The organism is Mesorhizobium sp. WSM4808 (assembly GCF_055811675.1).
In genome coordinates this window covers 43,537-57,543 of the sequence record NZ_JBVVQX010000010.1, presented here as the reverse complement: position 1 = coordinate 57,543, position 14,007 = coordinate 43,537, and the positions used below count along the sequence as shown (strand labels likewise).

The 14,007-nt window shown below is 63.3% G+C and carries 22 protein-coding genes; 11 read left to right on the top strand and 11 right to left on the bottom strand.

What is annotated here, in order from left to right; genetic code table 11:
• Positions 1-873: a S1C family serine protease gene (locus AC0L2U_RS19000; protein ID WP_473602473.1), complete on the bottom strand. Its 873-nt coding sequence runs from the start codon at positions 871-873 to the stop codon at positions 1-3.
• Between the two features lie 167 nt (positions 874-1,040).
• Between AC0L2U_RS19000 and AC0L2U_RS18995 the strand changes: the two genes are divergently transcribed.
• Complete coding sequence (locus tag AC0L2U_RS18995; protein WP_473602472.1) at positions 1,041-1,991, top strand: S1C family serine protease; 951 nt, start codon at positions 1,041-1,043, stop codon at positions 1,989-1,991.
• 6 nt (positions 1,992-1,997) lie between these two features.
• On the opposite strand, the gene AC0L2U_RS18990 is transcribed toward AC0L2U_RS18995, so the two are convergent.
• Positions 1,998-2,423, bottom strand: a complete 426-nt coding sequence (locus tag AC0L2U_RS18990; protein ID WP_473602471.1) for a VOC family protein — start codon at positions 2,421-2,423, stop codon at positions 1,998-2,000.
• A 66-nt stretch (positions 2,424-2,489) separates the two neighbouring features.
• Here AC0L2U_RS18990 and AC0L2U_RS18985 point away from each other — a divergent pair, with 66 nt between their 5' ends.
• Positions 2,490-3,110, top strand: a complete 621-nt coding sequence (locus AC0L2U_RS18985; protein ID WP_473602470.1) for a TetR/AcrR family transcriptional regulator — start codon at positions 2,490-2,492, stop codon at positions 3,108-3,110.
• Here AC0L2U_RS18985 and AC0L2U_RS18980 read toward each other — a convergent pair.
• Positions 3,049-3,999, bottom strand: a complete 951-nt coding sequence (locus AC0L2U_RS18980; protein ID WP_127326301.1) for a LysR family transcriptional regulator — start codon at positions 3,997-3,999, stop codon at positions 3,049-3,051. The genes AC0L2U_RS18985 and AC0L2U_RS18980 overlap by 62 nt on opposite strands.
• A 111-nt stretch (positions 4,000-4,110) precedes the next feature.
• Here AC0L2U_RS18980 and AC0L2U_RS18975 point away from each other — a divergent pair, with 111 nt between their 5' ends.
• The 3 genes from AC0L2U_RS18975 to AC0L2U_RS18965 all read left to right on the top strand — a co-directional run bounded on the left by AC0L2U_RS18975 (position 4,111) and on the right by AC0L2U_RS18965 (position 5,453).
• Entirely contained in the window at positions 4,111-4,746 is a 636-nt protein-coding gene (locus AC0L2U_RS18975) for an FMN-dependent NADH-azoreductase (RefSeq protein ID WP_127268106.1), read from the top strand.
• A gap of 170 nt (positions 4,747-4,916) precedes the next feature.
• Complete coding sequence (locus AC0L2U_RS18970) at positions 4,917-5,156, top strand: CopG family ribbon-helix-helix protein (RefSeq protein WP_127256140.1); 240 nt, start codon at positions 4,917-4,919, stop codon at positions 5,154-5,156.
• Between the two features lie 3 nt (positions 5,157-5,159).
• Complete coding sequence (locus tag AC0L2U_RS18965; RefSeq protein WP_127268105.1) at positions 5,160-5,453, top strand: type II toxin-antitoxin system RelE/ParE family toxin; 294 nt, start codon at positions 5,160-5,162, stop codon at positions 5,451-5,453.
• Between the two features lie 20 nt (positions 5,454-5,473).
• Here AC0L2U_RS18965 and AC0L2U_RS18960 read toward each other — a convergent pair whose 3' ends face one another.
• Both AC0L2U_RS18960 and AC0L2U_RS18955 read right to left on the bottom strand, forming a co-directional pair.
• Positions 5,474-5,773 (bottom strand): AzlD family protein, encoded by a 300-nt coding sequence (locus tag AC0L2U_RS18960; RefSeq protein ID WP_127326299.1) that lies wholly within the window; start codon positions 5,771-5,773, stop codon positions 5,474-5,476.
• Positions 5,770-6,504 carry an AzlC family ABC transporter permease gene (locus AC0L2U_RS18955; RefSeq protein ID WP_473602469.1) on the bottom strand — a complete coding sequence of 245 codons (735 nt, stop codon included), beginning with the start codon at positions 6,502-6,504 and terminating at the stop codon, positions 5,770-5,772. The genes AC0L2U_RS18960 and AC0L2U_RS18955 overlap by 4 nt, the downstream gene beginning before the upstream one ends.
• Positions 6,505-6,674: 170 nt before the next feature.
• Between AC0L2U_RS18955 and AC0L2U_RS18950 the strand changes: the two genes are divergently transcribed.
• From AC0L2U_RS18950 to AC0L2U_RS18930, 5 genes are all read left to right on the top strand, one after another.
• Positions 6,675-7,133: an Lrp/AsnC family transcriptional regulator gene (locus tag AC0L2U_RS18950; protein WP_127268102.1), complete on the top strand. Its 459-nt coding sequence runs from the start codon at positions 6,675-6,677 to the stop codon at positions 7,131-7,133.
• A 126-nt stretch (positions 7,134-7,259) separates the two neighbouring features.
• The gene (locus tag AC0L2U_RS18945) at positions 7,260-8,462 is read left to right on the top strand and encodes an MFS transporter (RefSeq protein ID WP_473602468.1); all 1,203 of its coding nucleotides are present in this window, start codon (positions 7,260-7,262) and stop codon (positions 8,460-8,462) included.
• A 298-nt stretch (positions 8,463-8,760) separates the two neighbouring features.
• The gene (locus AC0L2U_RS18940; protein WP_473602467.1) at positions 8,761-9,024 is read left to right on the top strand and encodes a YMGG-like glycine zipper-containing protein; all 264 of its coding nucleotides are present in this window, start codon (positions 8,761-8,763) and stop codon (positions 9,022-9,024) included.
• A gap of 50 nt (positions 9,025-9,074) precedes the next feature.
• The gene (locus tag AC0L2U_RS18935; protein WP_292635448.1) at positions 9,075-9,710 is read left to right on the top strand and encodes an outer membrane lipoprotein carrier protein LolA; all 636 of its coding nucleotides are present in this window, start codon (positions 9,075-9,077) and stop codon (positions 9,708-9,710) included.
• A gap of 92 nt (positions 9,711-9,802) precedes the next feature.
• Positions 9,803-10,012: a hypothetical protein gene (locus AC0L2U_RS18930; protein WP_473602466.1), complete on the top strand. Its 210-nt coding sequence runs from the start codon at positions 9,803-9,805 to the stop codon at positions 10,010-10,012.
• A gap of 87 nt (positions 10,013-10,099) precedes the next feature.
• Here AC0L2U_RS18930 and AC0L2U_RS18925 read toward each other — a convergent pair whose 3' ends face one another.
• On the bottom strand, positions 10,100-10,399 hold the full coding sequence (locus AC0L2U_RS18925; RefSeq protein ID WP_127326294.1) for an HlyU family transcriptional regulator: 300 nt from the start codon (positions 10,397-10,399) through the stop codon (positions 10,100-10,102).
• Positions 10,400-10,511: 112 nt separating this feature from the next.
• Positions 10,512-11,201, bottom strand: coding sequence for a PadR family transcriptional regulator (locus AC0L2U_RS18920; RefSeq protein WP_127326293.1), 690 nt, complete (start codon positions 11,199-11,201; stop codon positions 10,512-10,514).
• A gap of 269 nt (positions 11,202-11,470) precedes the next feature.
• Between AC0L2U_RS18920 and AC0L2U_RS18915 the strand changes: the two genes are divergently transcribed.
• On the top strand, positions 11,471-11,728 hold the full coding sequence (locus tag AC0L2U_RS18915; protein WP_127396261.1) for a DUF2798 domain-containing protein: 258 nt from the start codon (positions 11,471-11,473) through the stop codon (positions 11,726-11,728).
• Positions 11,729-11,794: 66 nt separating this feature from the next.
• On the opposite strand, the gene AC0L2U_RS18910 is transcribed toward AC0L2U_RS18915, so the two are convergent.
• From AC0L2U_RS18910 to AC0L2U_RS18895, 4 genes are all read right to left on the bottom strand, one after another.
• Positions 11,795-12,163: a thiol-disulfide oxidoreductase DCC family protein gene (locus AC0L2U_RS18910; protein WP_127396262.1), complete on the bottom strand. Its 369-nt coding sequence runs from the start codon at positions 12,161-12,163 to the stop codon at positions 11,795-11,797.
• Entirely contained in the window at positions 12,164-13,228 is a 1,065-nt protein-coding gene (locus tag AC0L2U_RS18905; protein WP_292700399.1) for a DMT family transporter, read from the bottom strand. It lies immediately after the preceding gene.
• Positions 13,229-13,254: 26 nt separating this feature from the next.
• Complete coding sequence (locus AC0L2U_RS18900) at positions 13,255-13,524, bottom strand: putative hemolysin (RefSeq protein WP_127809618.1); 270 nt, start codon at positions 13,522-13,524, stop codon at positions 13,255-13,257.
• Positions 13,525-13,630: 106 nt separating this feature from the next.
• Positions 13,631-13,924: a GYD domain-containing protein gene (locus AC0L2U_RS18895; RefSeq protein WP_127396265.1), complete on the bottom strand. Its 294-nt coding sequence runs from the start codon at positions 13,922-13,924 to the stop codon at positions 13,631-13,633.
• Positions 13,925-14,007: the final 83 nt, after the last annotated feature.

The window sequence follows — 14,007 nt, the reverse complement described above, 5'->3', positions numbered from 1 at the left end:
TCAGCTCAGCGGCTTTTCGCCGATTGTCAGCGCGACATCGCGCTGTTCGCCGCCGCGCACGACACCGAGCGTCACCGAAGCGCCGGCACTGTCGGGTCCGAGCCTGCGGATCAGGTCCCGCGGGCCGTGCACCGCCTCACCGTTCCACGTCACGATGATATCGCCAAGAGAGAGACCGGCGGCCTTCGCGGGACCATCGTCATCGAGACTCATCACCATCGCGCCGTGCGCGTCGCGGTCGCGTACCGGATGCAAGCCGGCGCCGAGATAGCCGCGCGCGACATGGCCCTTTTCGCGCAAGGTCGCGACCGCCCGCTCGATCGTCTCGTAAGGCATGACCAGCGCCCGGTGGCGCGGTCCAAACAACAGCATGCCGATCAGCGCACCCTTGGCGTCGAGAACCGGGCCGCCCTCGAAACGGCCGCCGGCGCCGACGGCAAGATTGATGCGCCGGTCGATGGTGCCGCCGCGCATCGAGCGCCAGGCCGGGCCGACTTCGCCCACCGAGCCCGAAACAGCCAAAGCCGAACCGTCGCTGCTGCCGATGGCAATGGCGATGTTGCCCGGCCGCACCGCATCGGCCTTGGCCAACGGCGCGGCGCTGACGGCCTCCGCCGGCTTCAGCAGGGCAACACCGGTCGAAGGGTCGCGGCCAACCAGCTCGGCCTTCACCGTTTCCCCCGAGGCCAACACCAGTTCGATCTCCTCACCGGCCTCGACAGCCTCTTCAGCGGTGACGAAATAGCCGTCACGCCAGTGGAAGGCGCTTGCCGTGCGGTGATGATGCGTGGCGAAGCCAGCCGTCGCCGGCGCGGCCTTGGCGGCGAGATCGGCGACGGCTTGCGAAAACGCGCTCAGATTGAAATCGCTCATAATGGTCTCCTGGGTTCATCCATGCCCAGATATCGCTCGACAGCGCGTCCGCGGGTACTCGCCTGACGGCTAGTTGCCGGTTTGACTGGCCATCTGGTCAGGTCGCTGCGGTTCCAGCCGCTCCGCACATATAGTCACGATCAAGCCTGAACACACGGAGCCCTCCCATGGCCCTCGCCGCCGCCAAATTCCAAACCGATGATACGCTGCTCGACGCCTATTCGACGACGGTTGCCGACGCTGTCGACCGCATTGGTCCGGCCGTCTGCCGCATCGAGCGCGTTGGCGGTCAGGGCGGCCATGGCTCCGGCTTCGTCATTGCGCCGGACGGGCTGGTGGTCACCAACTTCCATGTCGTCGGCGATGCCAGGACAGTGCGCGTCTCGATGCCGGACGGCGCCTCGAGAGAGGGTCGTGTTCTTGGCCGCGATCCCGACACCGACATCGCGCTGGTGCGCGCCGACGGCAGCTTTGCCGACGTCGCACCGCTGGGCGATTCCAAGCGGCTGCGGCGCGGCCAGATCGCCATTGCAATCGGCAATCCTCTGGGTTTTGAATGGACCGTCACCTCCGGCGTCGTCTCTGCGCTCGGCCGCTCGATGCGCGCCTCCACCGGCCGGCTGATCGACGACGTTATCCAGACCGACGCAGCGCTCAATCCCGGCAATTCCGGCGGACCGCTGGTGTCGTCGGCCGGCGAGGTCATCGGCGTCAACACCGCCATGATCCATGGCGCGCACGGCATCGCCTTCGCTGTTGCCTCCAACACCGCCAATTTCGTCATTTCGGAGATTATCCGCTTCGGCCGCGTGCGCCGCGCCTTCATCGGCGTCTCGGCCGACACCGTCAATCTGCCGCGACGCGCAGCGCTCCTGTCGCAAGTGTCGACCAATACCGCGGTGCGGCTGCGCAGCGTCGAGAAGGATGGCCCGGCGGCCAAGGCCGGCTTGAAGGAGGGCGACATCATCGCCGCAATAGACGGCCGTCCGGTCACCGGCGTCGACGACCTGGTGCGCGTGCTCGACGCCGAGCGCATCGGCCGCGAGACACAATGCACCGTGGTGCGCCGCACCGGCGTCAGCCAGGTGACGGTGATGCCGGTTGCAAGGGCGGGCTGAGGACGGTCACCGTTCCACCGCCCCCTCCGCGTACTGCGCCAGAAACGCCTCGCTCGGCGGAATCGGCTTGATGACGTCGATCAGCACGCCATTGGGATCCCGCGTGATGAAATGGCGCTGGCCGAAGGGTTCGTCGCGTAGAGAGCGCAGGATCGGCAGCCCGGCCGCGACGATCCGTTTATAGACCGCATCCGGGTCCCTCACCTCGAAGTTGATCAGCAGGCCCGACGCGCGGCCTCGCCCCTCTTCCGGGATCGTCTCATGATCGCCCTGGACGATGCCGAGATTGACTCTTCTGTCCTCCACCGATTGCAGATGCACATACCAGTCGCTTTCGAATAGCGGCTGGAAGCGAAAATGCTCGATATAGAACGCCGTCGTGCCGGCGACGTCGCCGGTCATCAGCACCGGGTAATAGCTCGTCGTCTTCATCTTTCCTTCTCCCGTGAGTTAACATACAGTCTGCATGTAGATTGAATTAACATACAGGCTGCATGTATGCAACATCATTCCGCGCGTCGTTCCAACCGTGACCGCACCGAGGCGACGCGCGCCGACCTGATTGCCGCGGCACGAAAGCTGTTCACCGAAAAATCCTATGCCGAGACCAGCACGCCGGAGATCGTCGCTGCCGCCGGCGTGACGCGCGGCGCGCTCTATCATCACTTCGCCGACAAGCAGGCGCTGTTTGCCGCCGTGGTCGAGCAGGAGGCGATGGCGGTGGCTGAGGAGATCGAGCGCGCTTCGCCGCCATCGCTCAATGCCCGCGACGCGCTCATTGCCGGCTCCGACGCCTATCTCACTGCGATGCGCGCACCCGGCCGCACGCGGCTACTGCTGCTCGACGGCCCGGCCGTGCTTGGCCGCGCCGCCATGGACGCGATCGACAACCGCCACGGCAACCGCTCACTGCGCGAAGGGCTGGTCGCGGCGATGCGGGCGCAGACGATGACGAGATTGCCGGCCGACGCGCTGACCGCGCTGCTCGGCTCCGCCTTCGATCGTGCCGCCCTGGCCATCGAGGCCGGTGCGTCAGCTCAGGACTACCGCGCCGTGCTCATGGCACTGATCGATGGCCTGTCTCTTCCTCAGGCACCTCGCCCGGTTCGAACTCGTTGAAGCAGCCGAGCTGGCGCTTGAACTGGTCGATCAGCCAGGCCGCCGCGGGCTTCGGGCTGCGATCGTTGCGGTGCATGGCAAACAGCGGCGAACTCACCTCCCTGAAGGATTCGAGGTCGATTTCGACCAGCCGGCCACTCGCCAGGTCGTCTGCTATCAGCCAGCGCGGCAGCCCGCCCCAACCCAGCCCCTCGCGCATCAGCATATGCTTGGTGCGCACATCCGTCAGCCGCCAGGTGCGGTAGGCGAAGACGCCGAAGTCGCGCCCCTTGGTGCGCTCCGACTGGTCGGTGACGACAAGCTGCGTGTGTTCGCGCGCATCCTCGATCGCCACCGGCTTCGGCAGCAGAGCCAGCGGATGGCTGGGCGCGGCGGCCAGCACGATCGACATGAAGCCGATGCGCACGAGATGCACATCGACATCGCCCAGCAGGCCGCCAATACCAAGGTCGGCCTGCCCGCTGACGACATGATCGGGGATCAGGCCGAGCGTACCGATATGCAGGCGCAGCATCACGGTCGGAAACTGCGCCTCGAACGCCTTCAGCACCCGCACCAGCACCGGCGACGGCAACGCTGCGTCGACCGACAGCGCGACTTCAGCCTCGAGCCCTTGATGATGGCCGTCGACGCGCGAGCGGATGCGCTGCAGCACACCGATCATGCGCCGCGCATCCTCCAGCATCGCCCGGCCGATCTCGGTCAATTGCGGCTCGCGGGTACCCTCGCGCTCGAACAGTTTCAGCCCCAGCTGCGCCTCGAGATTGGCTATGCCGTAGCTGATGACGGACTGTGCCCGATTGAGCCTGCGGCCGGCGGCCGAGAAGCTGCCGGCTTCGGCGACTGTCACAAAGATCTGAAGTTGATCGAGCGTCGGATTGGGCTGCATCGTGATATCTAACTTATAGATGGATCGTATAGAAAATATACCAGTTTATTGAATGGATCGAAAGTCCCATATCTGGCGGGACAAATCATTCCAACCGCTGGAGAGCCCAAAATGTCCATTCTTCTCATCACTTCGAGCCCGCGCGGCGCCGCCTCCCATTCGACCCGCATCGCTACTGAATTCGCTGAAAAGCTCGTCGCCGCCGATCCGTCGAACACGCTCGTCGTGCGCGACCTCGTCGCCAATCCGCTCCCTCATATCGACGCCGACTACGCGAGCGGCATCTACGTGCCGGCGGAAGCGCGCACTGCGCGCCAGGCTGAGGTCGTCGGCGTCTCCGATGTCGTGCTCGACGAGCTGTTTGCTGCCGACACCGTGATCCTGGCCACAGGCTTCATCAACTTCAACATCTCCTCGACGCTGAAGTCCTGGGTCGATCATATCTCTCGTTCCGGCAAGAGCTTTTCCTATGGCGAGAACGGCCCCAAGGGTCTCGTCACCGGCAAGAAGGTCTATATCGTGCTGGCTTCGGGCGGCATCTATTCCGAAGGTGCGGCCGTGCAGTTCGATCACGCCATTCCCTACCTGCGCGGCGTGCTCGGCTTCCTCGGCATGACCGATGTCGATGTCATCCGTATCGAAGGCGTCGGCATGGGTCCTGACGCGGTGACCGCAGCGCTCGCCAAGGCGACCGCCAAGGTCGATGCCGTGGTGGCAGCCAGCCAGGGTGTCGCGGCTGCCGCATAGGGAAAAGACTTAAATTGGAGGGCAGGCGCTTGGCGCCCGCCCTTTTGCAATGCGCTCCCCGCTTGTTTTCCTGACAGTAAACAGCGCGAAGCGACCAGAGTCCTTTGGGTGTGACTTGACGATCCACCTTGGTTCACTCACAATCACAATGAACCAAGTGGATCGAAACCATGACGGCTTTCACCGTACGCCTCCCCGACGACACGACAAACAGGCTCGACCAACTTGCCGAAAAGCTCGATCGCTCGCGCTCTTATGTGGCCGCCAAGGCCATCGAAGACTTTGTAGCTCGTCAAGAGTGGCAACTCGCTGAGATAGAGGCCGGATTGGCCGAGGCCGAGCGCGGTGAGTTCGCCAGCGAACAAGAGTTGGCCGCCGTGATCGGGAAATACGTCAAGCCCGCCGGCTGATCCATGAGCCGCAAGACAATCCGTTGGACCAAGCGGGCTTTGCGTCGGCTTGGCGAAATTGGCGCGCATATCGAGAAAGACAGTCCCGAAGCTGCCGCCCGTGTCATTGGGCGCATCTTGTCCGCAGCGGAGTTGCTTACCGAACAGCCGGCTATGGGTCGCGTTGGACGCATCAAGGCGACGCGAGAACTCGTTTTGGCCGATATCCCATATATCGTCCCCTATCGCGTAAGCGAAGATGCCGTCGAAATACTTACCGTCATACATGCCGCCCAACAGTGGCCAAAGAGCCTCTGAGCCAACTGGCCGCTGCCTTTCTAGCCGATGAAATGCCTGAGCAACCCCGCCGAAGCGACTCCGATCAGCACAGTCGGCAGCATGGAAAGCCGCGTGGCGGCCACCAGCGTAACAGCCAGCGCCAGAATATCCGCCGGGGACTTCGACACGAAGGCCGGTGCGATGACCGCAATCAGCACGCAACCGGGCGCCGCTTCCATCACCGCCGTGGCACGCCCGCTGAGCGTACGGTTGCGCAGCACGACATAGCCGCCGATGCGCGTGAGATAAGTGACGCCAGCCATCAGCACGATGGTGAAAAAGGTCGTTGCATCGATCATGCATCACTCGCCATCAGCCAGGCCGCGACCAGACCCGACATGGCGCCCGCGGCGACATACCAGGCGCCGGGAACGAAGAGATAGACCAGTGCCGCCACGACCAGGCTGACCAGCCAGGGTCGCGCCGCCGCCATCCCCGTCCACATGCCGCGCATCAGCACCAGGAAGACAGCCGGGAACGCCATGTCGAAACCATAGGCCCCGACGTCGCCGAGCATCGGACCGAGCAAGGCACCCAGCGTGGTGAAGACCACCCAGGTGAGATACATCGCCAGCGCCGCGCCCAAATAGTAGCGCGGGCTGAATGCCGGCATGATGCCGGCAGCAGTGCGCTGTCTGGCATCGGCCAGACCCAGCGCCCAGCTCTCGTCGCACATAAAGAAAAGCGCCGGAAACACCTTGCGCCGCGGCAGGTGGCGCAGGAACGGCGCCAGTGCCGCACCCATCAGCAGGTGACGGCTGTTGACCAGGAAGGTGATGGCGACGATGAGCACGATGTGCGGCGGCGACGTCCACAATTGGATCGCCGCGAATTCCGAACCGCCGGCGAAATTCAGCCCTGTCATCATGGACAATTCGACAGCGCTCAAGCCTTTCTGCGTGGCCTGGGCGCCGAGCACCAGCGCATAGGGTATGGTGCCGAACAGCACCGGCGCGCAGGACGCCACGCCACGGCGGAATTCGGATCGCGAACCATTGCCCGCCGCCTCGATTGCCTGTGAAATGCTCATGTGTCTCCACTGGCGCGCCTCGCGGCCGCCGCTGCCCTGCGTTTGAACTCTCATGATACTGGCGGCAAACATACCCACAATTCTCCGCAATATGGTTGCGAATATTGTTGTACTTCAACTAGGTTCGGCATTGAGTGCCATTAATTTCAAAATAGATGGAATCTAGAGCCATGAAGCTGGATGAGATCGACAAGCGGATCCTGCGGGCGCTGCAGCGCGACGGCCGCATGGCCAACAACGATCTGGCCAAAGAGGTCGGCCTGTCGCCCTCTCCTTGCCTGCGGCGCGTGAAGCTGCTGGAGGAAGCCGGCATCATCGATCGCTACGTCGCAGTGCTGAACCCCGGCAGCATCGGCAAGGGCCTCACCTTCTTCACCCGCATCTGGCTGAAAACGCAGGACGAGGACACGATCGAGCATTTCGCCACCGAAGTCGCCAAGCTGCCGCAGGTGATGGAGTGCTATTTGATGCTCGGCGATTGCGACGCCATGGTGCGCGTGGTGGCGGCCGGCATCGACGATTACCGCCGCTTCCAGTCGGAGCATCTGAGCCGCATCAAGGGCGTGCAGAACGTCAAGACCGACGTCCCCAGCCAGACGATCAAATACACGTCGGAACTGCCGATCTGAGCTGCCGAAAACGGCGTCACGTCAAACTGGATAAAAAATGCAACCGGATTGTAGGATCGAACCCGGTGCCGGCGTCCTTCGGGTGCAAGCAGCGCGCAGCGCTGCCTTTAGGCATGGGAGATTTGAATGAGCCTTTCCTATCGTTGGGTCATCGTCGCCGCTGGCGCGCTGATGTCCTGTGTCGCCATCGGGACGATGTTTTCGCTGGCGATATTCCTGGAGCCGATGGCGATCGACACCAACTGGTCGCGCGCCGGCATTTCCAGCGCCATGACGCTCAACTTCCTGGTGATGGGCCTTGGTGGCTTCGCCTGGGGCGCGATATCGGACCGTTTTGGCGCCCGCATCGTCGTGATGATCGGCGCGGTGCTGCTCGGGTTGGCGCTGGTGCTGGCCAGCCGCGCCGGTTCGCTGCTGAGCTTCCAGATCACCTATGGCGTGCTGGTCGGTCTCGCGGCAAGCGCCTTTTTTGCCCCGATGATCGCGCTGACCACAGGCTGGTTCGACACCAACCGCAGCCTTGCCGTCTCACTGGTCTCGGCCGGCATGGGCGTGGCGCCGATGACGATCTCGCCCTTCGCCCGCTGGTTGATCTCCGCCTATGACTGGCGCACCGCCATGTTCGACATCGGCATTACCGCCTGGGTGCTGCTGTTGCCGGTGGTGCTGCTGGTGCGCCAGCCGCCGAAGCCCGTCTTGGTCGACACCGGCTCCGCGCCGGTTGCCGAAGGTGCCGGCCTGACAGTCAGCCAGGCGCTGCGCTCGCCGCAATTCATCGTGCTCGGGCTGACCTTCTTTGCCTGCTGCGCGGCGCATTCCGGACCGATCTTCCATATGGTCAGCTATGCCATGCTGTGCGGCGTCGCCCCCATGGCAGCGGTCTCGATCTACAGTGTCGAAGGTCTGGCAGGCCTTGGCGGCCGGCTCTTCTACGGCGTGCTGGCCGACCGGCTGGGCGTCAAGCCGGTGCTGATCGCGGGCCTGGCGATCCAGGCGATCGTCATTGCCGCCTATCTGTCGATCAGCCAGCTTGAGCAGTTCTACATGCTGGCCGTTATCTTCGGTGCCACCTATGGCGGCGTCATGCCGCTCTATGCGGTGCTGGCGCGCGAATATTTCGGCCAGCGCATCCTCGGCACCGTGTTCGGCGCCGCCACCATGCTGTCCAGCCTCGGCATGGCGCTGGGACCGCTTGCCGGCGGCATGGTATTCGACGCTTACGCCAACTATTCCTGGCTGTTCATCGGCTCTGCTCTTATCGGGCTCGGCGCGGTCGGCATCGCCATCGCGTTCCCTCCCCTGCCACGCAGGGAGTTGCAGCCGGCTTAGTCCGGGTCGATTTCCAAACCTTGCTGGCCAGGCGCGCAATCAGCCTGGCCCGTTCGGTCCGCCGCGGATCCTGTCCCCTGTTTCATCCGTTCCCCCTTGTGCGAGTGCGGAAGTCCACGGCCACGTTTGCACCAAGCGACGACCTTCGCGCACCCGTCCACACCAGTGAGGGTACCATTTGAGCCGAAGGCGCGCGGCTCCGCCACGGCCAGGCTTGAATGGCAGGCAACGGTCGATGGATCGAAAAGCTCTCTTAAGCATTTAAGCTTTGGCTAATAGTAGCCTCAGGAGAGAAACGATGAAAAAGACGCTGCTCATTTTGAGCCTGCTCGTTCCGCTCTCGGCGTGCTCCCGTACCGAACAAGGCGCCGCCGTCGGCGGCTTGGGAGGCGCGGCCGTAGGCGCCGCGGTGGCCGGAGACCCTGTGGAAGGGGCGGTCGTTGGCGGTGCGGTGGGAGCGATAGCAGGGGCCGTCATCGGCCACGCCAGCGAAGCCGGCCAGTGCAGATATCGCGATCGGTACGGCCGGGTTTACGTTGCACGGTGCCCGGACGGTTACTGATCTCAAGACGCGTGATCTCCTTCGATCACGCGTCTGCCAAGAGTAGTCGAATGGCCTATCGGATCAAAAAGCTGCCGGGTTTCTTGTTTGCCGCTGTCGGCGCTGCCGCGGTGAATATCGCGTCCACGATTGCGATTTCGGCCGCGCCGGTTGATGCGAAGACCATTGCCGATCACTTCTCATCGGTGAAATCCATGTCAGGGGATTTCGTGCAGTCAGGCCCGAAAGCGGAAAGAAAACATGGCAGGTTTTTTCTCCAACGCCCAGGCAAGATCCGGTTCAACTATGCAGGCCAATCTGGGATCAGCGTGATTGCAGATGGTAAATCCCTGGTGGTTTACAACAGGAAGCTGAAGACATCGCGGCTCTATGCTCTCTCGAAGACGCCGCTCAAGCTGTTGCTCGACAACAAGGTCGACTTCTCCGGCAGTCGCCTCAAGAGCATCAGAGACGACGGCGCCCAAGTTACCGTCAAGCTGGCCGACAGATCGGCTTTCGGCAACTCGAACATCTCCATGGTGTTCGACAGAAAATCGCTCGATCTGCGCCGATGGAGCCTCACCGACGAGAAGGGACTTACCACAACGGTGACTATATCAAATGTGAAGCAGGGCGTTCGCGCTCCCGAGGGCACCTTCGTCATCGATTATGCGGCGAACCGTGAATTCAACACCACAACGAAATAGCGGCGGCCGCAGAATGGTCACAGCACCGGAACCAATATGATCAGCGGCGGTTTAATCCGTGAAGGGACCGGAACCGCAAAGGACGCGGCACAATGATTGAAATTCACAGCATCGAAGCGGCCAACGCCAGACTGCGCATAAGGAGAGCTGAGCACTCTCTGAAGCGCGCGAATGACTTGCTGGACGAGGAAGGCGGCGTCGCTCTTAATCTGGCATTGTGCGGCCGGATAAGGGCCGCGAGAAGGCATCTGATCGAGGCCAGGACCCGCCTGATGACGATCGAGCCCGCCAGGACGAGTTGATGCGCCGGCGGTCAGGTCAACCCGGACCGAGAGGTCCATCGTGGTGCAAAGGCCCACATGGTTAGGCAGTGCCCTGCTGGCGGTGATCTACCCAAAAATCCGGTCGCCCTGCTCGTCGACCAGTTGGATGCCCTTCTTGATCGAGATGTCGACGGCGTCGTCGAGCCCGGCGAAACGGTCTGCGCGGATGAATTTGTGTTCCTTCACCACACCGTCGATCTCCTTGGAGACGACGCCGCACGTCTGGTACTGGCCATCCGCCTTGTAGGGCGTGGCGCTGATCAGGAAGCCCTTGTGCTCGACCTGCTTGGCTGGCGCTGCACTCGTCGGCTCAGCCGCCTGGGTTCCGCCGCCACCACCGCCGAAAAGACGCTTCAGAAAAGACATCGGGCTTCCTCCAACAGCATTCATCCCGCACCATGTAGAGTGACGCGGGATGAATTTCACTATCGGTCCTTGGCCCAGCGGGCAAGGGCTGCGTCCGGTCGGCTGGACAAGCTTACTTGTGCGACAGCGCTTCCAGCGCCTCGGCGGCGCCTTCGAGGATGGCGATCGCCTCGGCCTGCTTGTCGGCCGGGGCGTCGACGAAGTCACCCAGAGCCGCGCGCAGTCGGTGGCGGACTGCGCGGAATTCGTCGCGCGCTTCCGAACGATCCCCGCGGCTACCCCGGCCGCCACGACGCCCGCCCTCTTCACTCTCGTCGTTCCAGCCGAACCAGTCGCGCGCCTTGGCCATTTTGCGGCCGAAGCGCTCGAGATGGTCGAGCACGCCATCGATCATCTCGCGGTTGTCGGCGAGATGCGCCTGACCAGCTTCGGTGATCGAAAACACCTTCTTGTTGCCGTCGGCGGCGGAGGCGGCATAGCCGGCCTCTTCCAGGAAGGTCAGCGTCGGGTAGACCACGCCCGGGCTCGGGCTGTAGATGCCGCTGGTGCGCTCTTCCAGGGCCTTGATGATGTCGTAGCCGTGGCGCGGCGCCTCGGCCAGCAGCGACAGCGTGATCAGCTTGAGGTCACCGTCGGCCAGCATGCGCCCGGCGCGGAACATGTCGCCCGGGCCTCCGCGCCCGCCACCGCGACCGCCCTGCCCGAACGGGCCAAAACCGCCGCCCCCTCTGCCACCGAATTTGCCGGCCATGTGCATGAACATCCGTTCGCCGAAATGATTGTTCCCAAAATGTTTGTGCATTGATTGCTCCTTGAGTTGTATCTTACGATATATCTTAATTAGGCAAGCCAATCGACGGAGTCAAGATATATCTTACGATGTATCTGAATGCGGCGCCAGAGGCTTGCTTTCATTGGAACGTGCCGCTAGAAGGCCGGCGAGCGCCTCGGCTGCTCCGTAAGCGTCTGACGTCAAGCAACGCATCCAACCCGGTCTTCCGGGCAATTTTGCCGGCCACCGGCGAATGGATGCCAATGCGACGGACCGGACACTTTCAGGGAACACCCGAAATGAATGCAAGATATCAGCGCAGGAAACTGCCTGCGCGCTATGCCGCTGTTCTCAGCCCGCTGGTGCTGTCGCTGTTGATGACCTTCATCGTCTCGTTGATCTCGACGTTGAAAAGCCTTGGCTTCCACCCCGACCTGCCGTCCATCTGGCTGACCGCCTGGGGTCTGTCGTGGCTGGTGGCGTTTCCGACGCTGCTGCTGGTGCTGCCGATAGTGCGCCGCATCGTCGGCGCGCTGTGCAAGCCGGCCAGCCGATAGCGCGCACGAAAAAGGTCCGGAGATGTCCTCCGGACCTTTTGCCCTGCGGTCATCAATGACGAACCGCTACCAGCGACCCTTGCGGCGGTTCCAGGCATAGAGAAGATCGGCGAAGCGGTCGTAGGCAAAGCGTGTCACCGGCAAGGCAACCGGATTGCCGAACACCATCGCCAGCCAGCCTTCGCCCGGCGTGACCTTCCACACGGCGATGGCAACGTCGGCGCCGACCAGCAGCCTGCCCGCCGCATCGGTGGCGTGCAGCCGGCGGCGGATGTCCTCAAGCGACGCGCCATGTCCGGCAAGCGGTGCCGGTTCAAGATTGGTGTCTCGGAACTCGATCCGCCCGGCCTTGACCGCCTCGATCAGCCGCCGCTTCTGCCTGCTGATACCGGCATCGCAGACCGGGCAGCGCGTGTTGTACCAGACGGTCAGCATCTATCCGTGGCCATGCCTGTGGTGCAGGTCGGGATAATGCGGATGCCGGTGGCGCATCGGGGCATGCCGGTGCCAGTGCGAATGCGGCTCGCTCACCGGCCCGTCATGATGGTGCTGGTGGTGCTCGTCATGCACATGGCTGTGCTCGTGTTCCAGTTCCTCATGGTCGTGCTCATGCTCATGGCGTTCCGACAAATGCAGCCATAGGCCAACGCCCATCAGAACTCCGGCGGCCGCAAGCTTGAGCGTGACGGCGTCACCCAGGATGGCGATTGCCAGCAACGCGCCGATGAAGGGAGCGAGCGAGTAATAGGCCCCTGTCCGGGCGGTGCCCAGATGACGCAGCGCCACGATGAACATCACCAGGCTCACCCCAATGCCGAAGAAACCGACTGCGGCGGTCGCTGCAATGACCGACGCCGGGGGAAACAAGGCCCCGCCGGCAAGCGCCAGCCCGACATTGACGACACCCGCCACCAGCCCTTTGAGCATGGCGATCACCACCGGGTCGGTGGCGGAGATCCTGCGCGTGAAATTGTTGTCGATCCCCCAGGCCAGACAAGCCCCTGCCACCATCAGGGCGCCACGGTTGAAGGCGACGCCCTCACCTTGCCACGACAGAAGAATGGCACCCGCCAGAATGGCGAAGGCGCCAAAAAGCAGGCGCCGGTCGACATTCTCGCGATAGACGAGCCAGGCGATCGCCATCGTCGCCAGCCCTTCCAGGTTGAGCAGCAGCGCCGAACTGGACGCCGTGTTGAGGGTCAATCCGAACAGCAGCAGCACCGGCGCGATAACGCCGCCCATGCCGATCGCCAGCGCCAGCCAGGGAATATCCCCAGCGGTCAGTTGCGCCTCCCCGGCCGCGGCCTGCCTGCCCCGAAGCAGGCGGTACAGAGCGAGGCCAAGACCGGCACCGAGATAGAGCAGGCCGGCCAGCATGAAGGGATTGACGCCATTGAGCAGCAGCTTGCTGAGCGGCGGCGTCGCCCCGAACAGGGCGGCCGAGCCAAGCGCGAGTGGCACGCCGGGCCACAGATGCGAATGGGAATGCGGTTCGGACATGATCTCACCCTATGATGGCAGGTGTGTCACTTGCGGCGCATGGCCGCCTTCGGCCCGATGCACTTGTTGTCGCGAAACAGCGCCCACTCCTCGCAAAGGCGCCCATTGGGCAAGCCGCAGAATCCATATTCATTACCGGCCTTGTCCTTCCTGATCACCAGGCGCCCGCCGATATCGACACAATGGACGGATGCCGGATTGGCCATGCCGACCGGTTTTTGCGCACTGGCGCCGGCGGAAAACGGCAGCGACGACAAAGCGGCAAAGCTGGCGACCAATATCGAAACCTTCTTCATCGCGATCTCCCCGGCCACATTCTATCACGGCGAAGCGCCCCGTCTTGCGGCAAAGCGCCACCAGGCCGGCACCAACCAGCGACTTCGAGAAACCCTGCCGATTCCTTCACCCGAGCGAGGTGATGATCTCGCGGTAGGCTAATTCGGGAAAGGCCTTCAGCGTCCGCGTCCTGACATTGCCCGCTGCCGCCAGCATCAGCGAGAAGCGCGCCAGCACCGCGTCGTCGGGCGCTTCGACCACCGCCACCATATCGTATTCGCCCATGGTCAGGTAGAACGTCTTGAACGATCCGCCCATGTCTCCCAGTTGCCTCCTGGCGGCGTCGAGCCGCTTCGGTGACTCGCGTATGTTCCTGGCACCTTGCTCCGTCCAGTTCATCAGCACGATGTAGCTTGTCATGGCACACCTCCCTCCGGGGCCACGGAGCACGGCGGCTTCGCCGGGGCGGGCATCCGGGTTGTCGCCCAGAAAATGCATCCGAC

Excerpts from the sequence above, each read along its gene's own strand:
- AC0L2U_RS19000 (WP_473602473.1), bottom strand. The coding sequence starts at position 873 with ATGAGCGATTTCAATCTGAGCGCGTTTTCGCAAGCCGTCGCCGATCTC.
- AC0L2U_RS18995 (WP_473602472.1), top strand. The coding sequence starts at position 1,041 with ATGGCCCTCGCCGCCGCCAAATTCCAAACCGATGATACGCTGCTCGAC.
- AC0L2U_RS18990 (WP_473602471.1), bottom strand. The coding sequence starts at position 2,423 with ATGAAGACGACGAGCTATTACCCGGTGCTGATGACCGGCGACGTCGCC.
- AC0L2U_RS18985 (WP_473602470.1), top strand. The coding sequence starts at position 2,490 with ATGCAACATCATTCCGCGCGTCGTTCCAACCGTGACCGCACCGAGGCG.
- AC0L2U_RS18980 (WP_127326301.1), bottom strand. The coding sequence starts at position 3,999 with ATGCAGCCCAATCCGACGCTCGATCAACTTCAGATCTTTGTGACAGTC.
- AC0L2U_RS18975 (WP_127268106.1), top strand. The coding sequence starts at position 4,111 with ATGTCCATTCTTCTCATCACTTCGAGCCCGCGCGGCGCCGCCTCCCAT.
- AC0L2U_RS18970 (WP_127256140.1), top strand. The coding sequence starts at position 4,917 with ATGACGGCTTTCACCGTACGCCTCCCCGACGACACGACAAACAGGCTC.
- AC0L2U_RS18965 (WP_127268105.1), top strand. The coding sequence starts at position 5,160 with ATGAGCCGCAAGACAATCCGTTGGACCAAGCGGGCTTTGCGTCGGCTT.
- AC0L2U_RS18960 (WP_127326299.1), bottom strand. The coding sequence starts at position 5,773 with ATGATCGATGCAACGACCTTTTTCACCATCGTGCTGATGGCTGGCGTC.
- AC0L2U_RS18955 (WP_473602469.1), bottom strand. The coding sequence starts at position 6,504 with ATGAGCATTTCACAGGCAATCGAGGCGGCGGGCAATGGTTCGCGATCC.
- AC0L2U_RS18950 (WP_127268102.1), top strand. The coding sequence starts at position 6,675 with ATGAAGCTGGATGAGATCGACAAGCGGATCCTGCGGGCGCTGCAGCGC.
- AC0L2U_RS18945 (WP_473602468.1), top strand. The coding sequence starts at position 7,260 with ATGAGCCTTTCCTATCGTTGGGTCATCGTCGCCGCTGGCGCGCTGATG.
- AC0L2U_RS18940 (WP_473602467.1), top strand. The coding sequence starts at position 8,761 with ATGAAAAAGACGCTGCTCATTTTGAGCCTGCTCGTTCCGCTCTCGGCG.
- AC0L2U_RS18935 (WP_292635448.1), top strand. The coding sequence starts at position 9,075 with ATGGCCTATCGGATCAAAAAGCTGCCGGGTTTCTTGTTTGCCGCTGTC.
- AC0L2U_RS18930 (WP_473602466.1), top strand. The coding sequence starts at position 9,803 with ATGATTGAAATTCACAGCATCGAAGCGGCCAACGCCAGACTGCGCATA.
- AC0L2U_RS18925 (WP_127326294.1), bottom strand. The coding sequence starts at position 10,399 with ATGTCTTTTCTGAAGCGTCTTTTCGGCGGTGGTGGCGGCGGAACCCAG.
- AC0L2U_RS18920 (WP_127326293.1), bottom strand. The coding sequence starts at position 11,201 with ATGCACAAACATTTTGGGAACAATCATTTCGGCGAACGGATGTTCATG.
- AC0L2U_RS18915 (WP_127396261.1), top strand. The coding sequence starts at position 11,471 with ATGAATGCAAGATATCAGCGCAGGAAACTGCCTGCGCGCTATGCCGCT.
- AC0L2U_RS18910 (WP_127396262.1), bottom strand. The coding sequence starts at position 12,163 with ATGCTGACCGTCTGGTACAACACGCGCTGCCCGGTCTGCGATGCCGGT.
- AC0L2U_RS18905 (WP_292700399.1), bottom strand. The coding sequence starts at position 13,228 with ATGTCCGAACCGCATTCCCATTCGCATCTGTGGCCCGGCGTGCCACTC.
- AC0L2U_RS18900 (WP_127809618.1), bottom strand. The coding sequence starts at position 13,524 with ATGAAGAAGGTTTCGATATTGGTCGCCAGCTTTGCCGCTTTGTCGTCG.
- AC0L2U_RS18895 (WP_127396265.1), bottom strand. The coding sequence starts at position 13,924 with ATGACAAGCTACATCGTGCTGATGAACTGGACGGAGCAAGGTGCCAGG.